Origin of the sequence: Actinoplanes sp. NPDC026670, assembly GCF_040638175.1 — a bacterium.
In the GTDB taxonomy this organism is placed as follows: Bacteria; Actinomycetota; Actinomycetes; order Mycobacteriales; family Micromonosporaceae; genus Actinoplanes.
Genome location: NZ_JBEZXU010000117.1, coordinates 1 through 16,723, shown reverse-complemented (window position 1 = coordinate 16,723; position 16,723 = coordinate 1). Strand labels below are relative to the sequence as shown.

General features: G+C 67.0%; 12 protein-coding genes and 1 pseudogene. 3 read left to right on the top strand and 10 right to left on the bottom strand.

Features of this window, described 5'->3' with window-relative positions:
* Nucleotides 1-278: 278 nt before the first annotated feature.
* The 3 genes from AB0E94_RS50905 to AB0E94_RS50895 all read right to left on the bottom strand — a co-directional run bounded on the left by AB0E94_RS50905 (nucleotide 279) and on the right by AB0E94_RS50895 (nucleotide 3,990).
* Nucleotides 279-890 carry a helix-turn-helix domain-containing protein gene (locus AB0E94_RS50905; protein WP_360343547.1) on the bottom strand — a complete coding sequence of 204 codons (612 nt, stop codon included), beginning with the start codon at nucleotides 888-890 and terminating at the stop codon, nucleotides 279-281.
* Between the two features lie 132 nt (nucleotides 891-1,022).
* Complete coding sequence (locus AB0E94_RS50900; protein ID WP_360343544.1) at nucleotides 1,023-1,859, bottom strand: SDR family oxidoreductase; 837 nt, start codon at nucleotides 1,857-1,859, stop codon at nucleotides 1,023-1,025.
* A 235-nt stretch (nucleotides 1,860-2,094) separates the two neighbouring features.
* A complete protein-coding gene (locus AB0E94_RS50895) occupies nucleotides 2,095-3,990 on the bottom strand; it encodes a ricin-type beta-trefoil lectin domain protein (RefSeq protein WP_360343541.1) in 1,896 nt (631 codons plus the stop codon).
* 566 nt (nucleotides 3,991-4,556) lie between these two features.
* Between AB0E94_RS50895 and AB0E94_RS50890 the strand changes: the two genes are divergently transcribed.
* Complete coding sequence (locus tag AB0E94_RS50890) at nucleotides 4,557-5,129, top strand: helix-turn-helix domain-containing protein (protein ID WP_360343538.1); 573 nt, start codon at nucleotides 4,557-4,559, stop codon at nucleotides 5,127-5,129.
* Nucleotides 5,130-5,140: 11 nt separating this feature from the next.
* On the opposite strand, the gene AB0E94_RS50885 is transcribed toward AB0E94_RS50890, so the two are convergent.
* Nucleotides 5,141-6,367 (bottom strand): transposase, encoded by a 1,227-nt coding sequence (locus AB0E94_RS50885; protein WP_360343535.1) that lies wholly within the window; start codon nucleotides 6,365-6,367, stop codon nucleotides 5,141-5,143.
* Between the two features lie 40 nt (nucleotides 6,368-6,407).
* Between AB0E94_RS50885 and tnpA the strand changes: the two are divergent.
* Nucleotides 6,408-6,763: pseudogene (gene tnpA, locus AB0E94_RS50880) on the top strand (IS200/IS605 family transposase); the annotation flags it as partial.
* Nucleotides 6,764-6,899: 136 nt separating this feature from the next.
* The gene (locus AB0E94_RS50875; RefSeq protein ID WP_360343532.1) at nucleotides 6,900-7,940 is read left to right on the top strand and encodes a 2-dehydropantoate 2-reductase N-terminal domain-containing protein; all 1,041 of its coding nucleotides are present in this window, start codon (nucleotides 6,900-6,902) and stop codon (nucleotides 7,938-7,940) included.
* 124 nt (nucleotides 7,941-8,064) lie between these two features.
* Here the strand turns inward: AB0E94_RS50875 and AB0E94_RS50870 are convergent, their stop codons facing one another.
* The 6 genes from AB0E94_RS50870 to AB0E94_RS50845 form a co-directional block, all read right to left on the bottom strand.
* A complete protein-coding gene (locus AB0E94_RS50870) occupies nucleotides 8,065-10,014 on the bottom strand; it encodes a response regulator (RefSeq protein WP_360343529.1) in 1,950 nt (649 codons plus the stop codon).
* Nucleotides 10,007-10,198 (bottom strand): hypothetical protein, encoded by a 192-nt coding sequence (locus tag AB0E94_RS50865; protein ID WP_360343526.1) that lies wholly within the window; start codon nucleotides 10,196-10,198, stop codon nucleotides 10,007-10,009. The genes AB0E94_RS50870 and AB0E94_RS50865 overlap by 8 nt, the downstream gene beginning before the upstream one ends.
* Before the next feature lie 10 nt (nucleotides 10,199-10,208).
* Complete coding sequence (locus AB0E94_RS50860) at nucleotides 10,209-10,373, bottom strand: ATP-binding protein (RefSeq protein ID WP_360343550.1); 165 nt, start codon at nucleotides 10,371-10,373, stop codon at nucleotides 10,209-10,211.
* Nucleotides 10,374-10,791: 418 nt separating this feature from the next.
* Nucleotides 10,792-12,096, bottom strand: coding sequence for an ATP-grasp domain-containing protein (locus AB0E94_RS50855; RefSeq protein WP_360343523.1), 1,305 nt, complete (start codon nucleotides 12,094-12,096; stop codon nucleotides 10,792-10,794).
* Nucleotides 12,093-15,209, bottom strand: a complete 3,117-nt coding sequence (locus AB0E94_RS50850; protein WP_360343520.1) for an amino acid adenylation domain-containing SDR family oxidoreductase — start codon at nucleotides 15,207-15,209, stop codon at nucleotides 12,093-12,095. The genes AB0E94_RS50855 and AB0E94_RS50850 overlap by 4 nt, the downstream gene beginning before the upstream one ends.
* 1,142 nt (nucleotides 15,210-16,351) lie before the next feature.
* Nucleotides 16,352-16,624 carry an ArsR family transcriptional regulator gene (locus AB0E94_RS50845; RefSeq protein WP_360343517.1) on the bottom strand — a complete coding sequence of 91 codons (273 nt, stop codon included), beginning with the start codon at nucleotides 16,622-16,624 and terminating at the stop codon, nucleotides 16,352-16,354.
* Nucleotides 16,625-16,723 lie beyond the last annotated feature (99 nt).

The window sequence follows — 16,723 nt, the reverse complement described above, 5'->3', positions numbered from 1 at the left end:
TTCTTCGCCACCGCGGCAGTATCCACGGCGTCAGTCGTCATGGTCATCAGGTGCGTCTCCTTGATCAGGAGTTACACCGTTGTTTTTACAGTCCCGAATCGTCGTAGGTGCGCCACAAGCGAGGCGTCGTGGGGTGCCGTCGATGACACCGGGACCCCGGCCGGCAGATCGCTGCTGGCCGAGTTGCCCGGCCGCTGCCGAGCGGTAGCGCAACGCCGGTTGATGCCATCGCTGATGCGGCCACGAGAAGGGCGGAGCATCGGCAGGCTCGGCCGGCGTTATCGCGGGTTGCGGAGCAGGGATGCAAGGACGATGTCGCAGGTTGCGCTGACGGTGGCGGTGAAGGTGGCCGGATCCCGGCCGATGCATTCAGCGCCTGCCCGTACGACACCGGACAGTAGTTGCACCAGCAGAGGTACGTCGTCAAGGTCGCGGAACTCGCCGCGGATCATGCCATCGCGGACGACGTTGTGCACCTCGACCACGATCGCGTGGAACGGACTGTGCGGCTCCTTGGGTACGTCGGCGACGATCGGGCCGGAACCCGGGCGGAACATCAGATGCATGGCCGGGTCCGTGGACGCTGCCAGGACCGCCTCGACGATCTCACGGATGCGGTCCGCAGCCGGATCCGCGGACCGCGCGGCGATCGCGGCGACCTGCTCGATCGCGGGCCGGGCTGCGCGCTGGGTCAACGCGAGGACCAGCGCCCGCTTGTCGCGGGCGTAGTTGTACAGCGTGTTGCGGGCGAGGCCGGCTCGGGCTGCGATGTGGCCCATGGTGATCGACTCGTAGTCCTGTTCGTGCACCAGTTGTCGCAGCGCCTCGGCGAGGGCGGCCCACACCATCTCGTTGTGCTCGCCGATGCTGGCGGCCCGGATTCGCGGCATCCGATCATCCTCCCCGACAGGGTCCGCCGGCTGTCCCCCGCGTCTGCCGCCCGGCGCGCCCGGCGTTCAGGGCGTCTCATGCGCGTGGGCCGGGCCGGGCGGCCCTGTGCACCGGCCGCCGGCTTCGGCGGATCATGCGGTGGCGTTGTTCGGGTAGTGCCGGCGCAGGGTGGCGGCGACGATGCGGTCGAGTGTGCGGTCGGGCAGCAGCCGGGTCAGCCGGGTGATCAGGGCGGCGTCACGGCCGATGGTGTAGCGGGTCCGTGGTCTGCGGGCCGTCACGGCGGTGGCGATGACCCGGGCTGCGGCGTCGGCGGTCAGACCCGACGCGGTGCCTGTGTCCATCAGCGCGTTGATCGCGTGGACCAGGCCGCCGTAGCGCTGGTCCTGCTCGGGTGTCATCCGGGCGGCCACCTGCTGGGCTGTGGCGATTGCCCGGGTGGCCATCTGGGTGCGCACGCCGCCGGGTTCGATCACGACTACCGCGACGCCGAGTGTGGCGACCTCCCGGCGCAGCGCGTCGCTGACCGCTTCCAGGGCGAATTTCGTCCCGGCGTAGGCGCCGTAGGTGGGCAGGGCGGCCTTACCGCCGATCGAACTGATGTTGATCACGCGGCCTCTGTTGTGCAGCAACGCCGGCAGCAGCGCCTGCGTGACGGCGACGTGCCCGAACAGGTTGACCTCGAACACGTGCCGCCACTGCTCCAGCGGCAGGGCTTCGACCGGGCCGTTGACCTGAATGCCGGCGTTGTTCACCAGCGCGTGCAGGCCGCGTGGGTCGGCGGCGACGCGCGCGGCGAGTGCCTGGACCTGCTCGGGTTCGGTTATGTCGAGGATCACCGGCTCGACTCCGGCTGACCGGATGCCGTCGGCGTCCCGGTCGCGTCGCACCCCGGCCAGGACGTGGAACCCCTGCCGAGCCAGTTCCTGGGCGGTTGCGGCGCCCATGCCCGTGGAGGCTCCGGTCACGACAACCAGCTTCTGAGAACGTTCCGTCACAACCCACGCCCCTTTATTCGACAACCTGTCGCAAAAGATTACGACAGGTTGTCGCTAAAACCAGGTAGAGGCGCCGCATGTGACCCCCTTCACGCAACGGACATCCGTCTCTGCGGCATCACGACCGTGAACGCAAGACCGGGCGCGACATCCCGCCCAGGAGCCGAGGGCGCGGAGCGAACGCGCCCTCGGCTCCTGGGTTTGGCTAGACGGGATGTCCCCAGGATTGATTGGCGCCTCCGACGCAGTCCCACATCTGCAAGCGGCGACCGTTGGTGGCATCTCCCTCGGCTACATCCACGCATCGACCTGACCATGCGTTGCGGTAGCTGCTGCCGACCCGGGTCCATCGTTGTTGAGCCGAGCCGTTGCATGCCCACACCTGCAGTTGAGCTGTGTTTCCGATGACCTCACTCGGCTGATCGAGACACATCGCTCCGTTGCGCAGCGATCCGTCGAGGTGGTGGGTCCATTGCTGGTTCGGGCCGTCCCAGCAGTCCCAGATCCGGACGGCGGCGGCGTTCGTCCCGGCCGGGTCCATGTCCATGCACTTGTTCGTGCCGTTCCACCGCATCACCCCGGTTCCGCCGTTCGTGGGCATCCAGATCTTGTCGAGACGGTGAAATGCCAGTGACACCAACCTGACGTTGCCGCCGGCCGCGTACGCGGAGATCCCCAAGCTGTTGGCCGCCGAGTCGAAGTCGGTGTTCTCGGTGTACGAGAGTCGCCCGTCGTTGCCGAATGCCTCGACCTGGCCGCGGTCTACCAGCACGCGCATCTTGATCCTGTTGTCGATCGGCGTGAGCGGCTTCCACTCCATCTGCTGAAGGCCCCGGTTGTAGGCGATCGTCCGGTCACTGGAGCCGTCCGGACGCTGATGCAGCCGGAATCCGAACTCTGTCGCCGTGGCGCCGGTGAGATCCCATTCCGAGATCAGCTCATAGGTGTCCGCATTGATGCCGTTCAACGGATCCGTGCTGTCGTCCGCCGTGATCGTCCGCGTTCCCCACGTCTGGGCCGGTTGGCGAATCGTGGCGATCTCGTCGACGGGCAGCCGGGTCACACGCACCCCCTCCGGGAACGTACGCAGGCCCAGCTGCGCCGGGAAGGACGCGTTGCCGGTCCAGGTGGAGCCGCGGTTGCCGGGCTGCCAGAACATCTGGACGACCCGGCTCGTCGGAAGGTTGGTGAAGGTGAGACCCGCGTAGAACGATCCATCGAAGGCGCCTCGCCCCTCGTCCATCCGCTGCGGCGTGGCGAAACCCGGGTCCGGGACGAACACGCCGTTGCCGTCGAGCGAGCCGACCACGTACTCACCCGATGCGTCAGTCAGCACCCATTTCTGGTTGCCCGTTTGGCCGTCTACCGACAGTTGGAAGAGGTCTGGGCACTCGAACAGCCAGTCGGCCCGATACTCGCCGCGATACGTCCATGACAGCAGATTGGTCGAGCTGTAGAACTTGCCGGTGTTGCCGCCGTCGTTGGCCCAGAAGACCATCCCCCAGCGGTTGCGGGCCGCGTCCCAGTAGACCTTGGGATCGCGGCTTTCGTACGACGTCGAGATGACCTTGCCGCCGGCGTCGTACATCTGGAAGTGGTCGCCGCCGTCGGTGCTGTACGCGATGGAGACGCCGTTGGTGTTGGTGTACAGCAGGATCGGATCGTGGTCACCGCTTTTCAGGCCGGTCACGTTGCCGGTGTCGACCCAGCCGCCACCGGAGAAGAGGGTGGCATTGTGGACTCCGGGTTCCAGGGCGATCGGCTTCTGGGTCCAGTGCACCAGGTCAGGACTGGTGGCGTGTCCCCAGTGCATGGTGTCCCAGTTCAGTCCATGCGGATTGTGCTGGTAGAACAGGTGGTAGGTACCCCGGTAGTACAGCGGTGCGTTGACGTCGTTCATCCAGCCGCCCTGCGGACTGAAATGGAACTGACCGCGAAACGCTTCGTCGTAATCGGTCGGGGAGTACGGATACTCCGGATAGTCGGTAGCTACTCCGGCCTGTGCCGCGCTGATCGGACTCGCCACCAAACCAGCCAAGGCAATCACTGTGCACAACATCGCGGACGTGAGACGGCGAGTCATCGCCGGGGACGTGGGCATCAAGCTGCACCTTCACTGAGTGGGGGAAAGGCACTTGCTCGTGGCGTTCATGGCGGCCCAGCACGGTGACTGTCGGGGGCCACTCGGCTGCGTTCACCGGGACCCTGCACGGTCGTGGGGCGGCTTTCGCGGGATCGGTGCACCGGGTGATTCTCAAGGGAGACAACGTTGTCTCGAAGTACACCCGCTCGAGTCCAGATAGTCAATGAGGAGTTTCAAGGATGTTAACGCCGATCATCCGTTGAGCTGGTCGAAAGAGGACCCGCCGAATCAGCCAACGAGCCACGGTAGACCTCTCCAGCGCAGACAACGTTGCCTGCTCATGGACGACGGGTCCGGACGCCCGCGTATCGGATCAGGTACCTCACCTGACAGCCGGTGCCTTCAAGGCCCATGACCAGGTTCCGGGAGACCTGCGTGACCCAGGCCTGCCCAGCCATCGCCGAAAGGCACGGCGATGGCTTTACGATCGTGAAGTAGAGCACTTTACGATCGTAAAGCAATCTGAGGGATGTTTCCGCGGCTAGCATCGGCTGTCCGGAGACCACCGATCACGAGGAGCGCCAATGCCAGCGGCGGAGAAGACGTCCGGCAGCAGGCAGCGGTTCCTGGACGCCGCCGTCCGGCTGTTCGCCCGACACAGCGTCGCCGGGACCTCGCTGCAGATGATCGGCGACGAGCTCGGCGTCACCAAAGCCGCCGTGCACCACCACTTCCGGTCCCGGCAGGAGCTGATGGCCGCCGTGGTCGCCCCGCTCTGCGTACAGCTCACCGCAACCGTCGACGCCGCCGCAACGTTGCGGACCGCACACGCCCGCGCCGAGCACGCCCTGACCGGCTTCGTCGACACCGTGCTGACCCACCGACAGCTGCTGCCCATCCTCAACGGCGACCCCGGCGCCCGGGAACTCCTGATCAGCAACCCGCAGGTCGGCGACCTGACCGCACGGCTGACCGCCCTGCTCGCCGCCGTCGAGCCCGGCCCCGGCGGCCGGATCCGCGCCGACATCGTCCTGTCCGGCCTCGCCTGCGCCGCCGGACAGAACCACGACCTCGACCACACCGCGCTGCGCCGCCACCTGCTCGACGCCGGGCGCCGCACCCTCGGCCTGCGCACCCCACGCACCAGCACCCCCTGAAAGCGAGCGTCTTAACGATCCCCACGGATGAATCCGGGGGAGTTTCCTCCGGGGCCGGATGGCCCTGGATTTCCAGCTCGGACCGCATGTGACCAATCCTCCCGGAAGGAGGCGATCTGATGTCTTACGTCGTCGGCACTGGCACGGTCGCGTTCAGCCGTGGCGAGGATCGTCCTCGCGGCGTTGAGGTCACGGTCTGCGGTGTAGCCACAGGCCGTGCACTCGAAAATCCGTACGCCCAGTCCGAGGCGGAGATTGGTTCTCTCGCCGCACCCGGAGCAGGTCATCGTGGTGTAGGCGGGCGGCACCAGCACCACCTTCCGGCCCGCCCGCTCGCCACTGTCGATCAGTTCACGTTTGCAGGCGCCGATCGCGGCGTCGGCCGCTTTGCGGGCCATGTTCCTGCTCTTGGCCAGGAACTTCGGTTTGAAGTCCTCGACCGCGATCAGGCTGTGGTGGGTCACTACGGTCTTGGCCCAGGCGCGGGCGTCGTGGGTGTTCTGCCGGGCCGCCTTCTTCGCGATCCGGGCGGCCTGCCGCTTCGCGGTCAGATAGCCCTTCGACTGCGGCTGGCCCTGGGGCCGGCGGCGGCGGGCCATCTTGCGCTGGGCCTTGGCCAACTCCGCGGCGCACCGGCGGCGGTGGCCCAGATGCGGCAGGTCGAACGTTGGGTCGGTGGTGGTAGCGGTCGTCTTCACGCCCCAGTCCACGCCGATGCCGGGCAGGTCCGGGGCCGAAATCTCGGCCTGTTCGCGTTTGACGACGAACGAGGCGTACCAGTGGCCGAGGCTGTCGCGGTAGACGCGGACAGACGACGGGCCGGATGGCAGTTCCCGGGACCAGACGACCGGGACGAACACCTTGCCCGGCAGCCGCAGCCGGCCGCCGACCAGCTTGAACCCGTTGCGGGTGTACTCCAGCGACGGCAGGGCGTCCTTGAGCCGTTTCACTTTCGGACGGCCCCGGCCCTTGACCTTGAACGAGTCGTTCAAGGCTGCACCGTAGGTCCGCAGCATCTGCTGCTGGGCGTTCTGCGAACCATCGCGCAGCCAGGCGTTCACGGACCGGGCCTCGGTCAGCAGCTTCGACAGCTTCCCGAACGTCGGCTTGCGGCCGGTCTTCTGCTGGTGGACGGCTTCGTTCCACAGCCACCGGCAGCGCGACCACTCGGCCAGCAGAGCGGCCTCCGCGATCCGGCCGGGCCGCAGCCGGTAGGTGTAACGCACCGTCTCGTCCACATAGGACAGCATACAAATCGAAGCCATATCTGCTGCCGCGGTGGACGAGATCAGATCGAACAACAACACCGTACACCGCAGCACCTAACACGTCCGGTGCCCGAAATACCGGCAGAAGATCATCACCGGAAACGTCGACACCCGGCTCAAACAGATCATCCGCGAGGTCTGCGACGAGCGGAACGCACCCATCACCGAGCTGGAGACCATGCCCGACCACGTGCAGCTGCTGGTCACCTGCGACCCCCAGTACGGCATCCACCGCCTGGTCAAGCAGATCAAGGGCCGCTCATCCGGCAGCAGTTCCCCGAGGTCCGCACCCGTATTCCGACTCTGTGGACCAGCAGCTACCTCGTCGCCACCGTCGGCGGCGCAACCCCGGAGATTGTGAAGAAAGTATGTCGAGGACCAGCGCAACGCCTGACCAGACGCCCACACGCCTTCACGGCGGATGGGCTATCCCTGACCTGCTCCACAGGAAATCCGATTCCTCCCCACGGCTAAAGCCGGGGGTTTCCACGGAGGCTTCTCGATGAGCGAATCGTCCGTGCTGATCGTCGGCGCCGGAGCCGTCGGCCTCTCCCTCGGCTACCACCTGCACCTGGCCGGCGCCCAGGTCACCTTCCTGGTCCGCCCCGGCCGCGCCGCCGCGTTCTCCGCGCCGCGCCGGCTCTATGACTACAACGACAACACCGTGAAGACCTTCGACGGGTACGGGGTTGTCGAAGACGCGGCCGCACTCACCGGCCGGCGCCTCGACTTCGTGATCGTCACCCTCGACGGGCACACCAGCCGCACCGACCAGGGCACCGCCACCCTGCGCGCGGTCGGCGACCTGATTCACGGCAGCGACACCGTCGTGCTGATGGACGGCATCGGCGTCGACCTGCGCCGGCACTACCTCGACACGATGCGCCTGCCCGGCGACAGGCTGCTGCTCGGCTTCCTCGGCATGCTCGCCCACCAGGCCTCCGCCGGCCTGCCCGTCCCGGCCGGCGCCGACCCGGATCTGATCGCGGGCGCCGACATCTGCTACGTCCACCCGCCCAAGCGCACCGGCTTCACCATCGCCACCAGCAACAAGGCCGCTGCCACGAGCTTCGCCGCCCTGTACGACCGCAGCGCCACCTCTCGCATCGGCTACCTGAACCCGAAGATCGCCGACGTCATCGGCTCCGCCGTGTTCACCGTCTACGCCGCCTGCGACATCGCAGGCTGGCCACCGGTCGGCCAGGTCATCGCCGACAAACCCCTCTGGACACTGGCATGCCGCGCCCAGAGCGAGATCCTGTCTCTGCCCCGTAACGGCCTGTTCGGCAGGATCGCCGCCGCCGTGATGGGCCCCAAGATCACCGCGAAGATCCACCTCGGGCAGGAGAAGCAGATGCTGCCCCTGGATACTGCCGCGTTCAACGGCTTCCACCACGGCGGTAAGGTCCGCGCCCAGGACATGCAGGTGCTGCGGGACTTCGCCGCCGAAGGCAAGCGGCTCGGCCGGCCCATGACCGCACTGACCACCCTCATCGCCCGCGCCGACGAACGCCACCACGCCACACCCGGCCAACCCACCTGACCACCACCGGCTCGCCCGGGAACCGTCGTAGCGGTTCCCGGCCACGCGGGGCAGGCCGACGGGCTGCTCGCCGAAGCCCGATGTATCGCGCCGTCGTTGGAGCCAGCCGGTGGTGCTGTACGGATCAGGTGGTATTTCTGTTCAGTGTGGTTTCGATCTGTTGCAGGAGTGTCGCAGCGTCGAATGGCTTGTCGATGATGGGTACGCCTTCGGGTAGCCGGCGGTCGTTGTCGGCTGTGTAGCCGGACATGAAGACGAGGCGGGTCGACGGGCGGGTGTCGCGTACGGATTGCACGAATTCTAGGACCGGCAGTCCGGGCATGATCACGTCGGACAGCAGGAGGTCGATCGGGTTTGTCCAGTCGTGGACTATTCTGAGTGCTTCGTCGCGGGTGGCGGCGTCGGTGACGTTGTATCCGCCGCGGGTGAGTATTCGGCGGGTGATGGCACGGATGTCGTGGTCGTCCTCGACGACGAGGATTCGTTCACCGTGGCCTCGGTGTGGGTTGCTGGTCGTGGTGTCGGGTTCGGTTGCGGGTTTCGGGTGCGGTGTGGCCGGCAGGTAGACGGTGATCCGGGTTCCGGCGCCGGGAGCGGAGTCGATGACTATCGCTCCTGATGCCTCTTGGACCGCGCCGTAGACGGTGGCGAGTCCGAGGCCGGTTCCCTGGCCGGTGCTTCTGGTGGTGAAGAACGGTTCGAACGCTCGTCGCTGGATTTCCTCGTCCATTCCACAGCCGGTGTCGGCGACGGTCACGCAGGCATAGTGTTCGGATGTCGACCGGGTTCCGATCGCGGTGACGGGTAGGTGACGTTCGCTTGCTGTACGGATCAGCAGGTGTCCACCGTCTGGCATCGCTGCACGAGAGTTCACGACCAGATTCATGATGATCTGTTCCAGGCGGCTCGGGTCGATGGTGACGCAGCCGAGGTTCGTATCGATCTCGGTGCGGAATTCGATGTCCTCGCCGATTGTCCGGCGTAGCAGGCGCTGGATCTGGGTGACGACGGCGTTCAGGTCCACGACTTCGGGCTGTGAGGGTTGCTGGCGGCTGAAGATGAGGAGTTGGCGGGTGAGTGCCGCGGCCCGTCGGGCGGCGTGATCGATGTTTTCGAGGTCGGGCCAGCAGTGGTGGTCGGGGCCGAGTTCGTCGAGGACGAATTGGGTGTAGCCGCTGATGACTCCGAGGAGGTTGTTGAAGTCGTGGGCGACGCCGCCGGCGAGCTGGCCGAGGGAGTCGAGTCGTTCTGCTTGATGTAGTTGTCGTTCCAGTTCTCGGCGTTGTTCGGCGGCTTCGACTTGCATGGTGATGTCGTGCAGGATGCCTTCGACGGCGACCGGGGCGCCGGCGCGGTAGATCGCGACGAGGCGTTGTTCGGCGCATGCGCAGGTGCCATCGGGCCGTGACCAGCGCACGGTGATGGGTTCGTCCGGTGGCGACTGCCATGACTGTCGCATGATGTCGCGGTCGGCCGGATCCATGGTGTCGAAGAGACGTTCCGGCTGTTCGTACAGTTCGTTCGGGGATAGTCCGGTCATCGTGGCTATGGCGGGGCTGATGTATTCGAGGGCTGGTGTCCGGCCGGGCCGGAATCGGAAGAGAACGTCCTGGAGGTTCTCGGCGACGAGCCGGAATCGTTCCTCGCTGGTGCGCAGGGCTGCTTCGGCCCGTCGGCGGTTCTGACGGTCTCGGGCCTCGCGCAGTTCGCGTTGCACTGCGGGTCCGAGCCGGGCGAGTTTGTCTTTGAGGACGAAGTCGTGGGCGCCGGCGCGCATCAGGGCGGTGGCGGATTCCTCGCCGATCTGTCCGGAGACGACGATGAAGGGGATGTCGAGGCCGGTGTCGCGGAGCAGTTGGAGGGCTGTTGCCGCGTTGAATGCCGGCATTCCGTTGTCGGAGATCACGATGTCGGGAGTTCTGTGCTGGAGGGCGGCGCTCATCGCGTCGGCGGTCTCGACGCGTTCGTAGTCGAGGTGGAAGCCGCTTCGCCGGAGGCGGTTCACGACGAGGATGGCGTCGTCTTCGCTGTCTTCGATGAGGAGCAGCCGGATGTCGTCCGGCTCGTCAGTCATGGGGTTTTCCCGCCGGCCGGTTCACCAGTAGCCAGTACATGCCCAGCCCGCGTACCGCGTCGAGGAATGCGTCGGTGGTGATGTCCACAGCGTTGGTGATGTTGTTCCTTCTCAGCGCCCGCTGGGTGAGCGTCACGTCGTCGGGGCGGTCATCGACGATGAGAATCTTGCCGCCGGAGGTCATCGCAGTTTCCTTACCCGGCCATCAGGTCGAAGTAGAAGGTCGCGCCGTGGTCCACCTCGGCCTCGGCGAAGATGCGGCCGCCGTGGCGGCGCACGATGCGAGCCACGATGGCGAGTCCGATGCCGGCGCCTTCGAAGTCGGCGGTCGTGTGCAGGCGCTGGAGGGCGTCGAACAGTTTGCCGGCGGGCCTTGTTCGCTCGCATGAGGGCGTTCAGGGCGTACAGCCCGAAGGTGCCGAGCAGGCCGCTGCGGGCTCGGGTGTCTGTCTTCACTGCCCGGCTGTCGTGTGTCTTCACTGCCCGGCTGTCGTGTTGGTGGATGAACAGCCAGCCGGCGATCGCGCTTGCCATGAGGGCGGCGGCCCAAGCCCGGCGGACTTCCGCGGGGCCCGGTTCGCGGTGGTGAAAGAGGTTCCGTAGCCGGACGGCTTCTCGCGACAGCCGTGCTGTCGCGCCGGCGCTGGTCGCGGCCCGCGGGTGCGGGCCTTCGGCGACGGTGTTGTCGCTGGTTTGACCTTTGTTGGACTGCCCGGTGACCGCGGGAGTGGCTCCCATGTCAGCTCCCGACAATTCAAGATACCTAGAGTTTTGAAGTTAACACTTTCCGTAATCGGCAGGTGTGGTTTCCGGCCCGTCGGGCGCTGCCTCGAACTCGATGTGCAGGGTCTGGTTGACGAGGTCCACCAGGTCCTGCACGGTCCGGTGATCGGGCGCCGATCCGTGGACGATGCCGATGTGGGTGAGCGTGCCCTGCCGCCAATCCAGTGCCGTGCCCGGCGAAGCCAGGACCTCCACGAGGCGGATCCCGTGTTTCCGGGTGAGTTCGTCGGTTCCGTCGAATCGCCGCAGCGCGACCGCCTCCATCGGCGGGATCAGGAAGTACTGGAACGCGTGCCGGCGGTACGGCGCCGTCGGTGGGCTTTCCTGCCGTCCGAGTGCCACGGTGAGCGCGGCACGCACCAGGTCGAATCCGCGGGCGTGTTTGACCAGGTCGGCGACGTAGCCGCCGAGACGGCCGTTGACCTCGATGATCTGCGGGCCGGTGGGGGTCAGCTTGATCTCCGTGTGGGTGATCCCGTGCCGTACGCCGAGCGCGGTCAGGGCTGCGGTCGTGAGCGTGAGCACCTCGGCTCGTACGGGCGGGGTCAACGTGCTGGGGACCACGTAGCCGGTCTCGCGCAGCGGTGGCGCCAGGGGGAACTTTCCGGTCACCTCGACGTGGCGGATGTCGCCGTGCGATGTCATCGACTCCACGGACACGTAGTCGGCCCAGCCCTGCCCGGCGGCCGAGGAGTCGCCGGGCAGCAGTGGCTCGACGACGAATTGGTCGGCAGCGGCGCCGGCGGCGGGGTCTGTGAAGGCCTGCCACCGGGCGTGCGCCTCGCCGAGGTTGTGGATCGTGCAGGTCCGTGCGCTCGCTGCGCCGGTGCGGGGTTTGAGGACTGCCGGAAAGCCGACGGCGCCCAGGGCCGGGCCGAGGCCGGCGAGGTCGCTGACGAGATGGCATGCGGTGTGCTGGACGCCTGCTTCGGCGAGCGTCCGGCGTTGCAGGTACTTGTCCGTCATCGCCGCCGCGGTGTGCGGGGTGTGGAAGGCAAGCCCGCGGCGGGCTGCGAGCGCTGCGGTGCGGTTGAGTTGGCTCTCGCTGAAGGTGACGATCCCGGCCAGGTCGGCGCAGGCGGGGTGGGTCAGTATCTGCTCGTCGGTCAGGCCGGTGCTGTCGAGCTCGGCTGCCAGCGGCCGGATGTCGTCGTACAGCTGGCGAACGTGGGGCAGGCTTCGGTCGCACACGAAGATGATCTCGGCGAGGCCTCGGGCTGCGGCGAGGATGCTCATCGGGCTGGCGGACCCGAAGTCGAAGACGACCGCCAGGTGCGGCAACTGACCGGGGCTGGTCATGCCGGTTCGGGGAAGTAGCCGCAACGGCGAAAGAACCGTACGTAATGGTCGAGAAGGTCGGTATCGACCGGGGGCATCGAGATCGCTGACCCTGCTAGAGCCTGCTCGGTGTTGTGGCGGGTGAAGTGGGGGAAGTTGGCGGTGAAGTACATCTCTTTGACGACGAGCCCGCTGTGCGGGCTCCGGTCGACCCACAACGGCACGAACGGGGTGAACGGGTGTCGGGGGTTGTCGGCGACGAACGCCACTGCCTGGGTCACCCATTCCCGCAACGGCAGCGGCTGGATCCGGTAGCCGTGCCGGCGGAGGACGTCTGTCATGTCCCGTAATGTGGCGGGCTTCGGGTTGGTCAGGTGGTAGGTGCGACTCGCGGCGGGCGAGCGCGTCGCGATGTAGACGATCTGCGCCGCCAGCACATCGACCGGCACGAGGTCGAGGGGGATGTCGGCGTCGGGTTCCGACCCGATGTCGACGATCAGTCGCAGCAGTGCGCAGGTGGCGTTCTCCAGGTTCCACGCCCCGCTGGTGAGGTCGCCGGAGATTTCGTAGGGCCGGTGGATGCCCACGGGCAGTCCGGCGCTCGCCGCGCGGCCGAGGACCTTCTCGGCCACCCATTTGGTTTCGGGGTAGCCCATGAACAGGTGTTCCGGGTATGCCAGTGGCGTGTCTTCGGAGACGCCGGATACTCCCGCTGCGCCGAAGCCGGCGAGTACCGCCAGGGTGGATACGAAGTGCACGGGTACCCGGTTCGGTGTGGCGAGGCGCACGATTTCGCGGGTTCCGCCGACGGTGACTGGTGCCAGTTGGGAGTACGGGTAGGTGAAGTTGACGTAGGCGCCGGCGTGCAGGATGAGGCCCAGCCGGTCGGTCAGTTCGTCGAATCGTGCGGCGGGAAGCCCGAGATTCGGCAGGCCGAGATCGCCGGGTAGTGGTCGTACCCGGGCTGGGGGAAGGTCGCCGAGTTGGTATCTTCGCTGCCCAGCGGTCAACCGGAGGCGGGCCTGCTCGGTGTCCTCGGCCCGGACCAGGCAGTAGATGTCCGCGTCGGTGGTGTCCACGAGCTGGCGTAGCAGGTAGCCGCCGAGGAAGCCGGTTGCGCCGGTGAGAAGGACCGGCGCGTGTCGTCGTGCGGTGTTCGGCGGCGGGGTGGTCTTCTCGGGTTGCGCTGTTGAGCCCGTGTTGGTTCCGCTCTCGCGCTGGATGTCGGATTCCAGTGCGGCATTGTCGCGGGCGAGGAGGCCGGCGCGTGCCTGCTGTACGGCGGTGGCGCAGCCGGCGAGTGTCGGATCTGCCAGCAGCCGGGATGTCAGCAGCCGGCTCTGGGTCGCGTCGACGCCGAACATCGCCTGCAGCCGGGCGAACAGGCGTGCCGCCAGCAGCGAGTTGCCGCCGAGGTCGAAGAAGCTGTCGTCGAGGCCGACCTCGCCGGATTCGACGTCGAGGACATCTACCCAGAGCCGGGCGATTCCCGTTTCGATCGGCGTCCAGGGCCGTGACGCCTGTGCCGGAGACGACGGTGACCGGCCTGGGACAGCGGCGGATGCCAGGGCGGTCAGGGACGCCCGGTCGACTTTGCCGGTGGCGGCCAGGGGCAGACGGTCCAGTGCGACGATCTGGCCGGGAAGCATGAATCCTGGCAGGCGGGTGGCCAGCGCTGCCCTGATCTCGGGAACGGTCGGGCTTGCCGGGCCGGCCGGGCTCTCGGCCGGTGCCGGCTGGTAGAAGGCGACCACGGTCCGGGTGTCGGCGTCGCCGCCGGTGACGGTGACCGCAGCGGCGGCGACGCCGTCCAGGCCGGCGAGTGCCGCCTCGATCTCGTCGAGCTCGATCCGGAAGCCACGGATCTTCACCATCCGGTCCAGGCGGCCGAGGAAGTCGATGTCGCCGCCCGGCAGCCAGCGGGCTCGGTCACCGGTGCGGAACAGTCGCGCAGCGCGACGGTGACCGCGGTGATCGGGTAGGAAGCGTTCAGCGGTCGAGGTGGGGTCGTTGACGTATCCCAGGGCGACGCCGTCACCGCCGACCCACAGCTCGCCTTCCACGCCGATCGGCACCGGTTCGCCGGTGGCGTCCAGGATGTGGCAGGTGGAGTTGGCTATGGGGCGTCCGATGGGGATTCGTGCGGCGCCGGCCGGGACATCGGTGATGTGGTGCGTGGTGGAGAAGGTGGTGTTCTCGGTGGGTCCGTAGCCGTTGAGCAGGCGATCAGGCGGCCCATCCAGTAGAACCCGGCGCACCAGGCCCGGATCGAGCACGTCGCCGCCGGCGATGAGGCAGCGCAGCGGGGCGAACATGGCCGGCAGTGTGCGTGCGCAGTGGTGGAACACTCCGGCGGTGAGCCACATGACCGTGGCCGTCTCCTCGATGATCAGCCGGGCCAGCCGGGCGGGTTCCAGGAGAGTCTCGTGGTCGACGATCAGCAGCTGGGCGCCGTTGAGCAGGGCTCCCCAGATCTCGAACACCGTGGCGTCGAACGTGGGGTGGCCGGTGTAGGTGACCCGGTCGGCCGGGTTGATCTGGAGGTAGTCGGTGCTGATGACGAGCCGGGCCACTGCCCGGTGCGGTACCGCTACGGCCTTGGGCGCGCCGGTGGATCCTGAAGTGAACATGATGTACGCCGGATCGCCGCCGTGGATCTCGGTTCTCGGACGCCACGGGCTACCGTCACGGTGCTCTGCGACATCGAGGGAGGAGGCGTCCTCGAGGACGCCGGCGGTGCCGGGAAGCCGGATCAGGTGCTCGATGCCGGTCTCGGCGATCAATGTTCGGAGCCGGACCTCCGGATCCGACGGGTCGAGTGGCACGTAGGCCGCGCCGGTCTTCATGATTGCCAGCATCGCGGCGGGGGCCTCGAGACAGCGCTCACCGAGCAGTCCTACTGCGTCACCGGGGCGGACCCCGGCTTCGTCGAGGCGTACGGCGAGCCCGTCGGACCATCGATCGAGTTCGGCATAGCTGAGACGACGACGGCAATCGGCCACCGCCGTTGCCGCGGGTGCCGCCGCGACGTGCCTGGCGAACAACTCCGGGATGGAGGACTGGTCCGGATATCCGGTCACATGACCCAGCCAATGGGCCGGCGGCAACTCCTCGCCGGATTCGTCCAAAATCATGGTCAGACCTCCGCCCACTTCGGACGTGAGCTATCCACCGGCGCCCCGCAACGAGCGAGGCCCCTACCAGTCCGTTCTCATGGTGTTCGCATACCGCACGGACTGTGAAGCTGACTTTCTCGATTTGATAAATATCGCAATTGCAGAGCAACGAATTTGCAAACATTGCCAACCCACCAGGTGATCTCGCACAGCCCCGTGAGCCGCCGGACCAGACAGGATCACCTCAGGCACTCCCCCGCGGATACCGCTTGTCGAACGTCTTCGGCTGTCGGCGCAGAGTCGCCAGATGAAGGATTCGTCCAGGGCACGGCCCTCGTGACCCGCCGGGGTGAGGCCACGGCCGCCACTTGCCCGCAGGATCGGGCGGCGTGGTGCCCCTCGCCCTCCGTCGCGTCGAACTCGATGCGGGAGATCCCGCAGTTTGCAGCCTCAACCAGGCAGCCGCCGGCTGTCCGCGATGTGACAGGCGGTCCCGGCTTCCCGTCGGCCAAGTTAGTGCGCGGGGGTTAGGTCAAAGCTGTGTGGTCCCTCGTGAAAGGCCGGCAGCAGGCAGTCATCATCGCCAGGGTTTGACACGCCAGCGCAGACGTCGAGGCATAGAACTCTGTGCTGTGAGTGGCTCCAGCGGACCCACCACCACCTCTCGCCATGCTCTGCAGCCATGACGAAGGAGATGTGATGGCCGGTGTGGTCTGCCGAGAGCTCGCACCGGGCGATGCGCAACGGCGGCCCCGTTCGATGCCGCTGGGCGAGGAGTACCTCGAACTCGTGGCCGCTCACAGCTGTAGCGGCTTGGCACTGCATTGGCCTGATCGCGGTGATCGAGCCGTGAGTCGACGCGGACACAGCACGCAATCTATCAAGTTGCATACTTCTGCAACTATCGAAGTTTGAAGGTCTATACAGTTGTCGGCAGGGTTGCCGCTGAACGATGAGCGCACCGGACGGCAGGCGGCCGCTAGACCGGCCCGGGCGAGCCTCCGAGGCCCGCGCGTGCGGCTGCCGTCACCGATCGGCCATGACGATCACCGTGGACCCCGCCATGGCGGTCCTGGCTACGACAGGCGCGGAGGCGCTTGAGACTTCAGTGAGGCAATGGCCATGCCGGCACAGCCGAAGGTGACCGCTTCAGAATGGGGTCAGTTGCCAGGCTGGGCGCCGCCTTGGTCGGTCTCGAGCTCCGTCAACAGGCCATCGCGGTCGCTGAGTATCTCGTGCAGCATCTGCTGGCCGGCAGCGAGAAGGACCGCCACGGCCGGTGTCCGCAGTCGGTAGGCGACCAGGCCTCGGTCACGAAACGACACCACGATTCCGGTCTGGCGCAAGACCGTGAGCTGCTGCGACAGATTGGTCGCCTCGACGCCCACTCTCGTCAGCAGTTGTTGGACCGTCTGCGGGCCGTCCAGCAGCAACTCTCCCTCCCTGTCACGCTGATGTGAGACAGCCCGTCTACCAGGGGATACTCTTCCTGGACGGCCCTGAGGAGCACACATCAGCATGACGTCGAAGCC

Excerpts from the sequence above, each read along its gene's own strand:
- AB0E94_RS50875 (WP_360343532.1), top strand. The coding sequence starts at position 6,900 with ATGAGCGAATCGTCCGTGCTGATCGTCGGCGCCGGAGCCGTCGGCCTC.
- AB0E94_RS50865 (WP_360343526.1), bottom strand. The coding sequence starts at position 10,198 with ATGACCTCCGGCGGCAAGATTCTCATCGTCGATGACCGCCCCGACGAC.
- AB0E94_RS50870 (WP_360343529.1), bottom strand. The coding sequence starts at position 10,014 with ATGACTGACGAGCCGGACGACATCCGGCTGCTCCTCATCGAAGACAGC.
- AB0E94_RS50905 (WP_360343547.1), bottom strand. The coding sequence starts at position 890 with ATGCCGCGAATCCGGGCCGCCAGCATCGGCGAGCACAACGAGATGGTG.
- AB0E94_RS50855 (WP_360343523.1), bottom strand. The coding sequence starts at position 12,096 with ATGACCAGCCCCGGTCAGTTGCCGCACCTGGCGGTCGTCTTCGACTTC.
- AB0E94_RS50895 (WP_360343541.1), bottom strand. The coding sequence starts at position 3,990 with ATGCCCACGTCCCCGGCGATGACTCGCCGTCTCACGTCCGCGATGTTG.
- AB0E94_RS50890 (WP_360343538.1), top strand. The coding sequence starts at position 4,557 with ATGCCAGCGGCGGAGAAGACGTCCGGCAGCAGGCAGCGGTTCCTGGAC.
- AB0E94_RS50850 (WP_360343520.1), bottom strand. The coding sequence starts at position 15,209 with ATGATTTTGGACGAATCCGGCGAGGAGTTGCCGCCGGCCCATTGGCTG.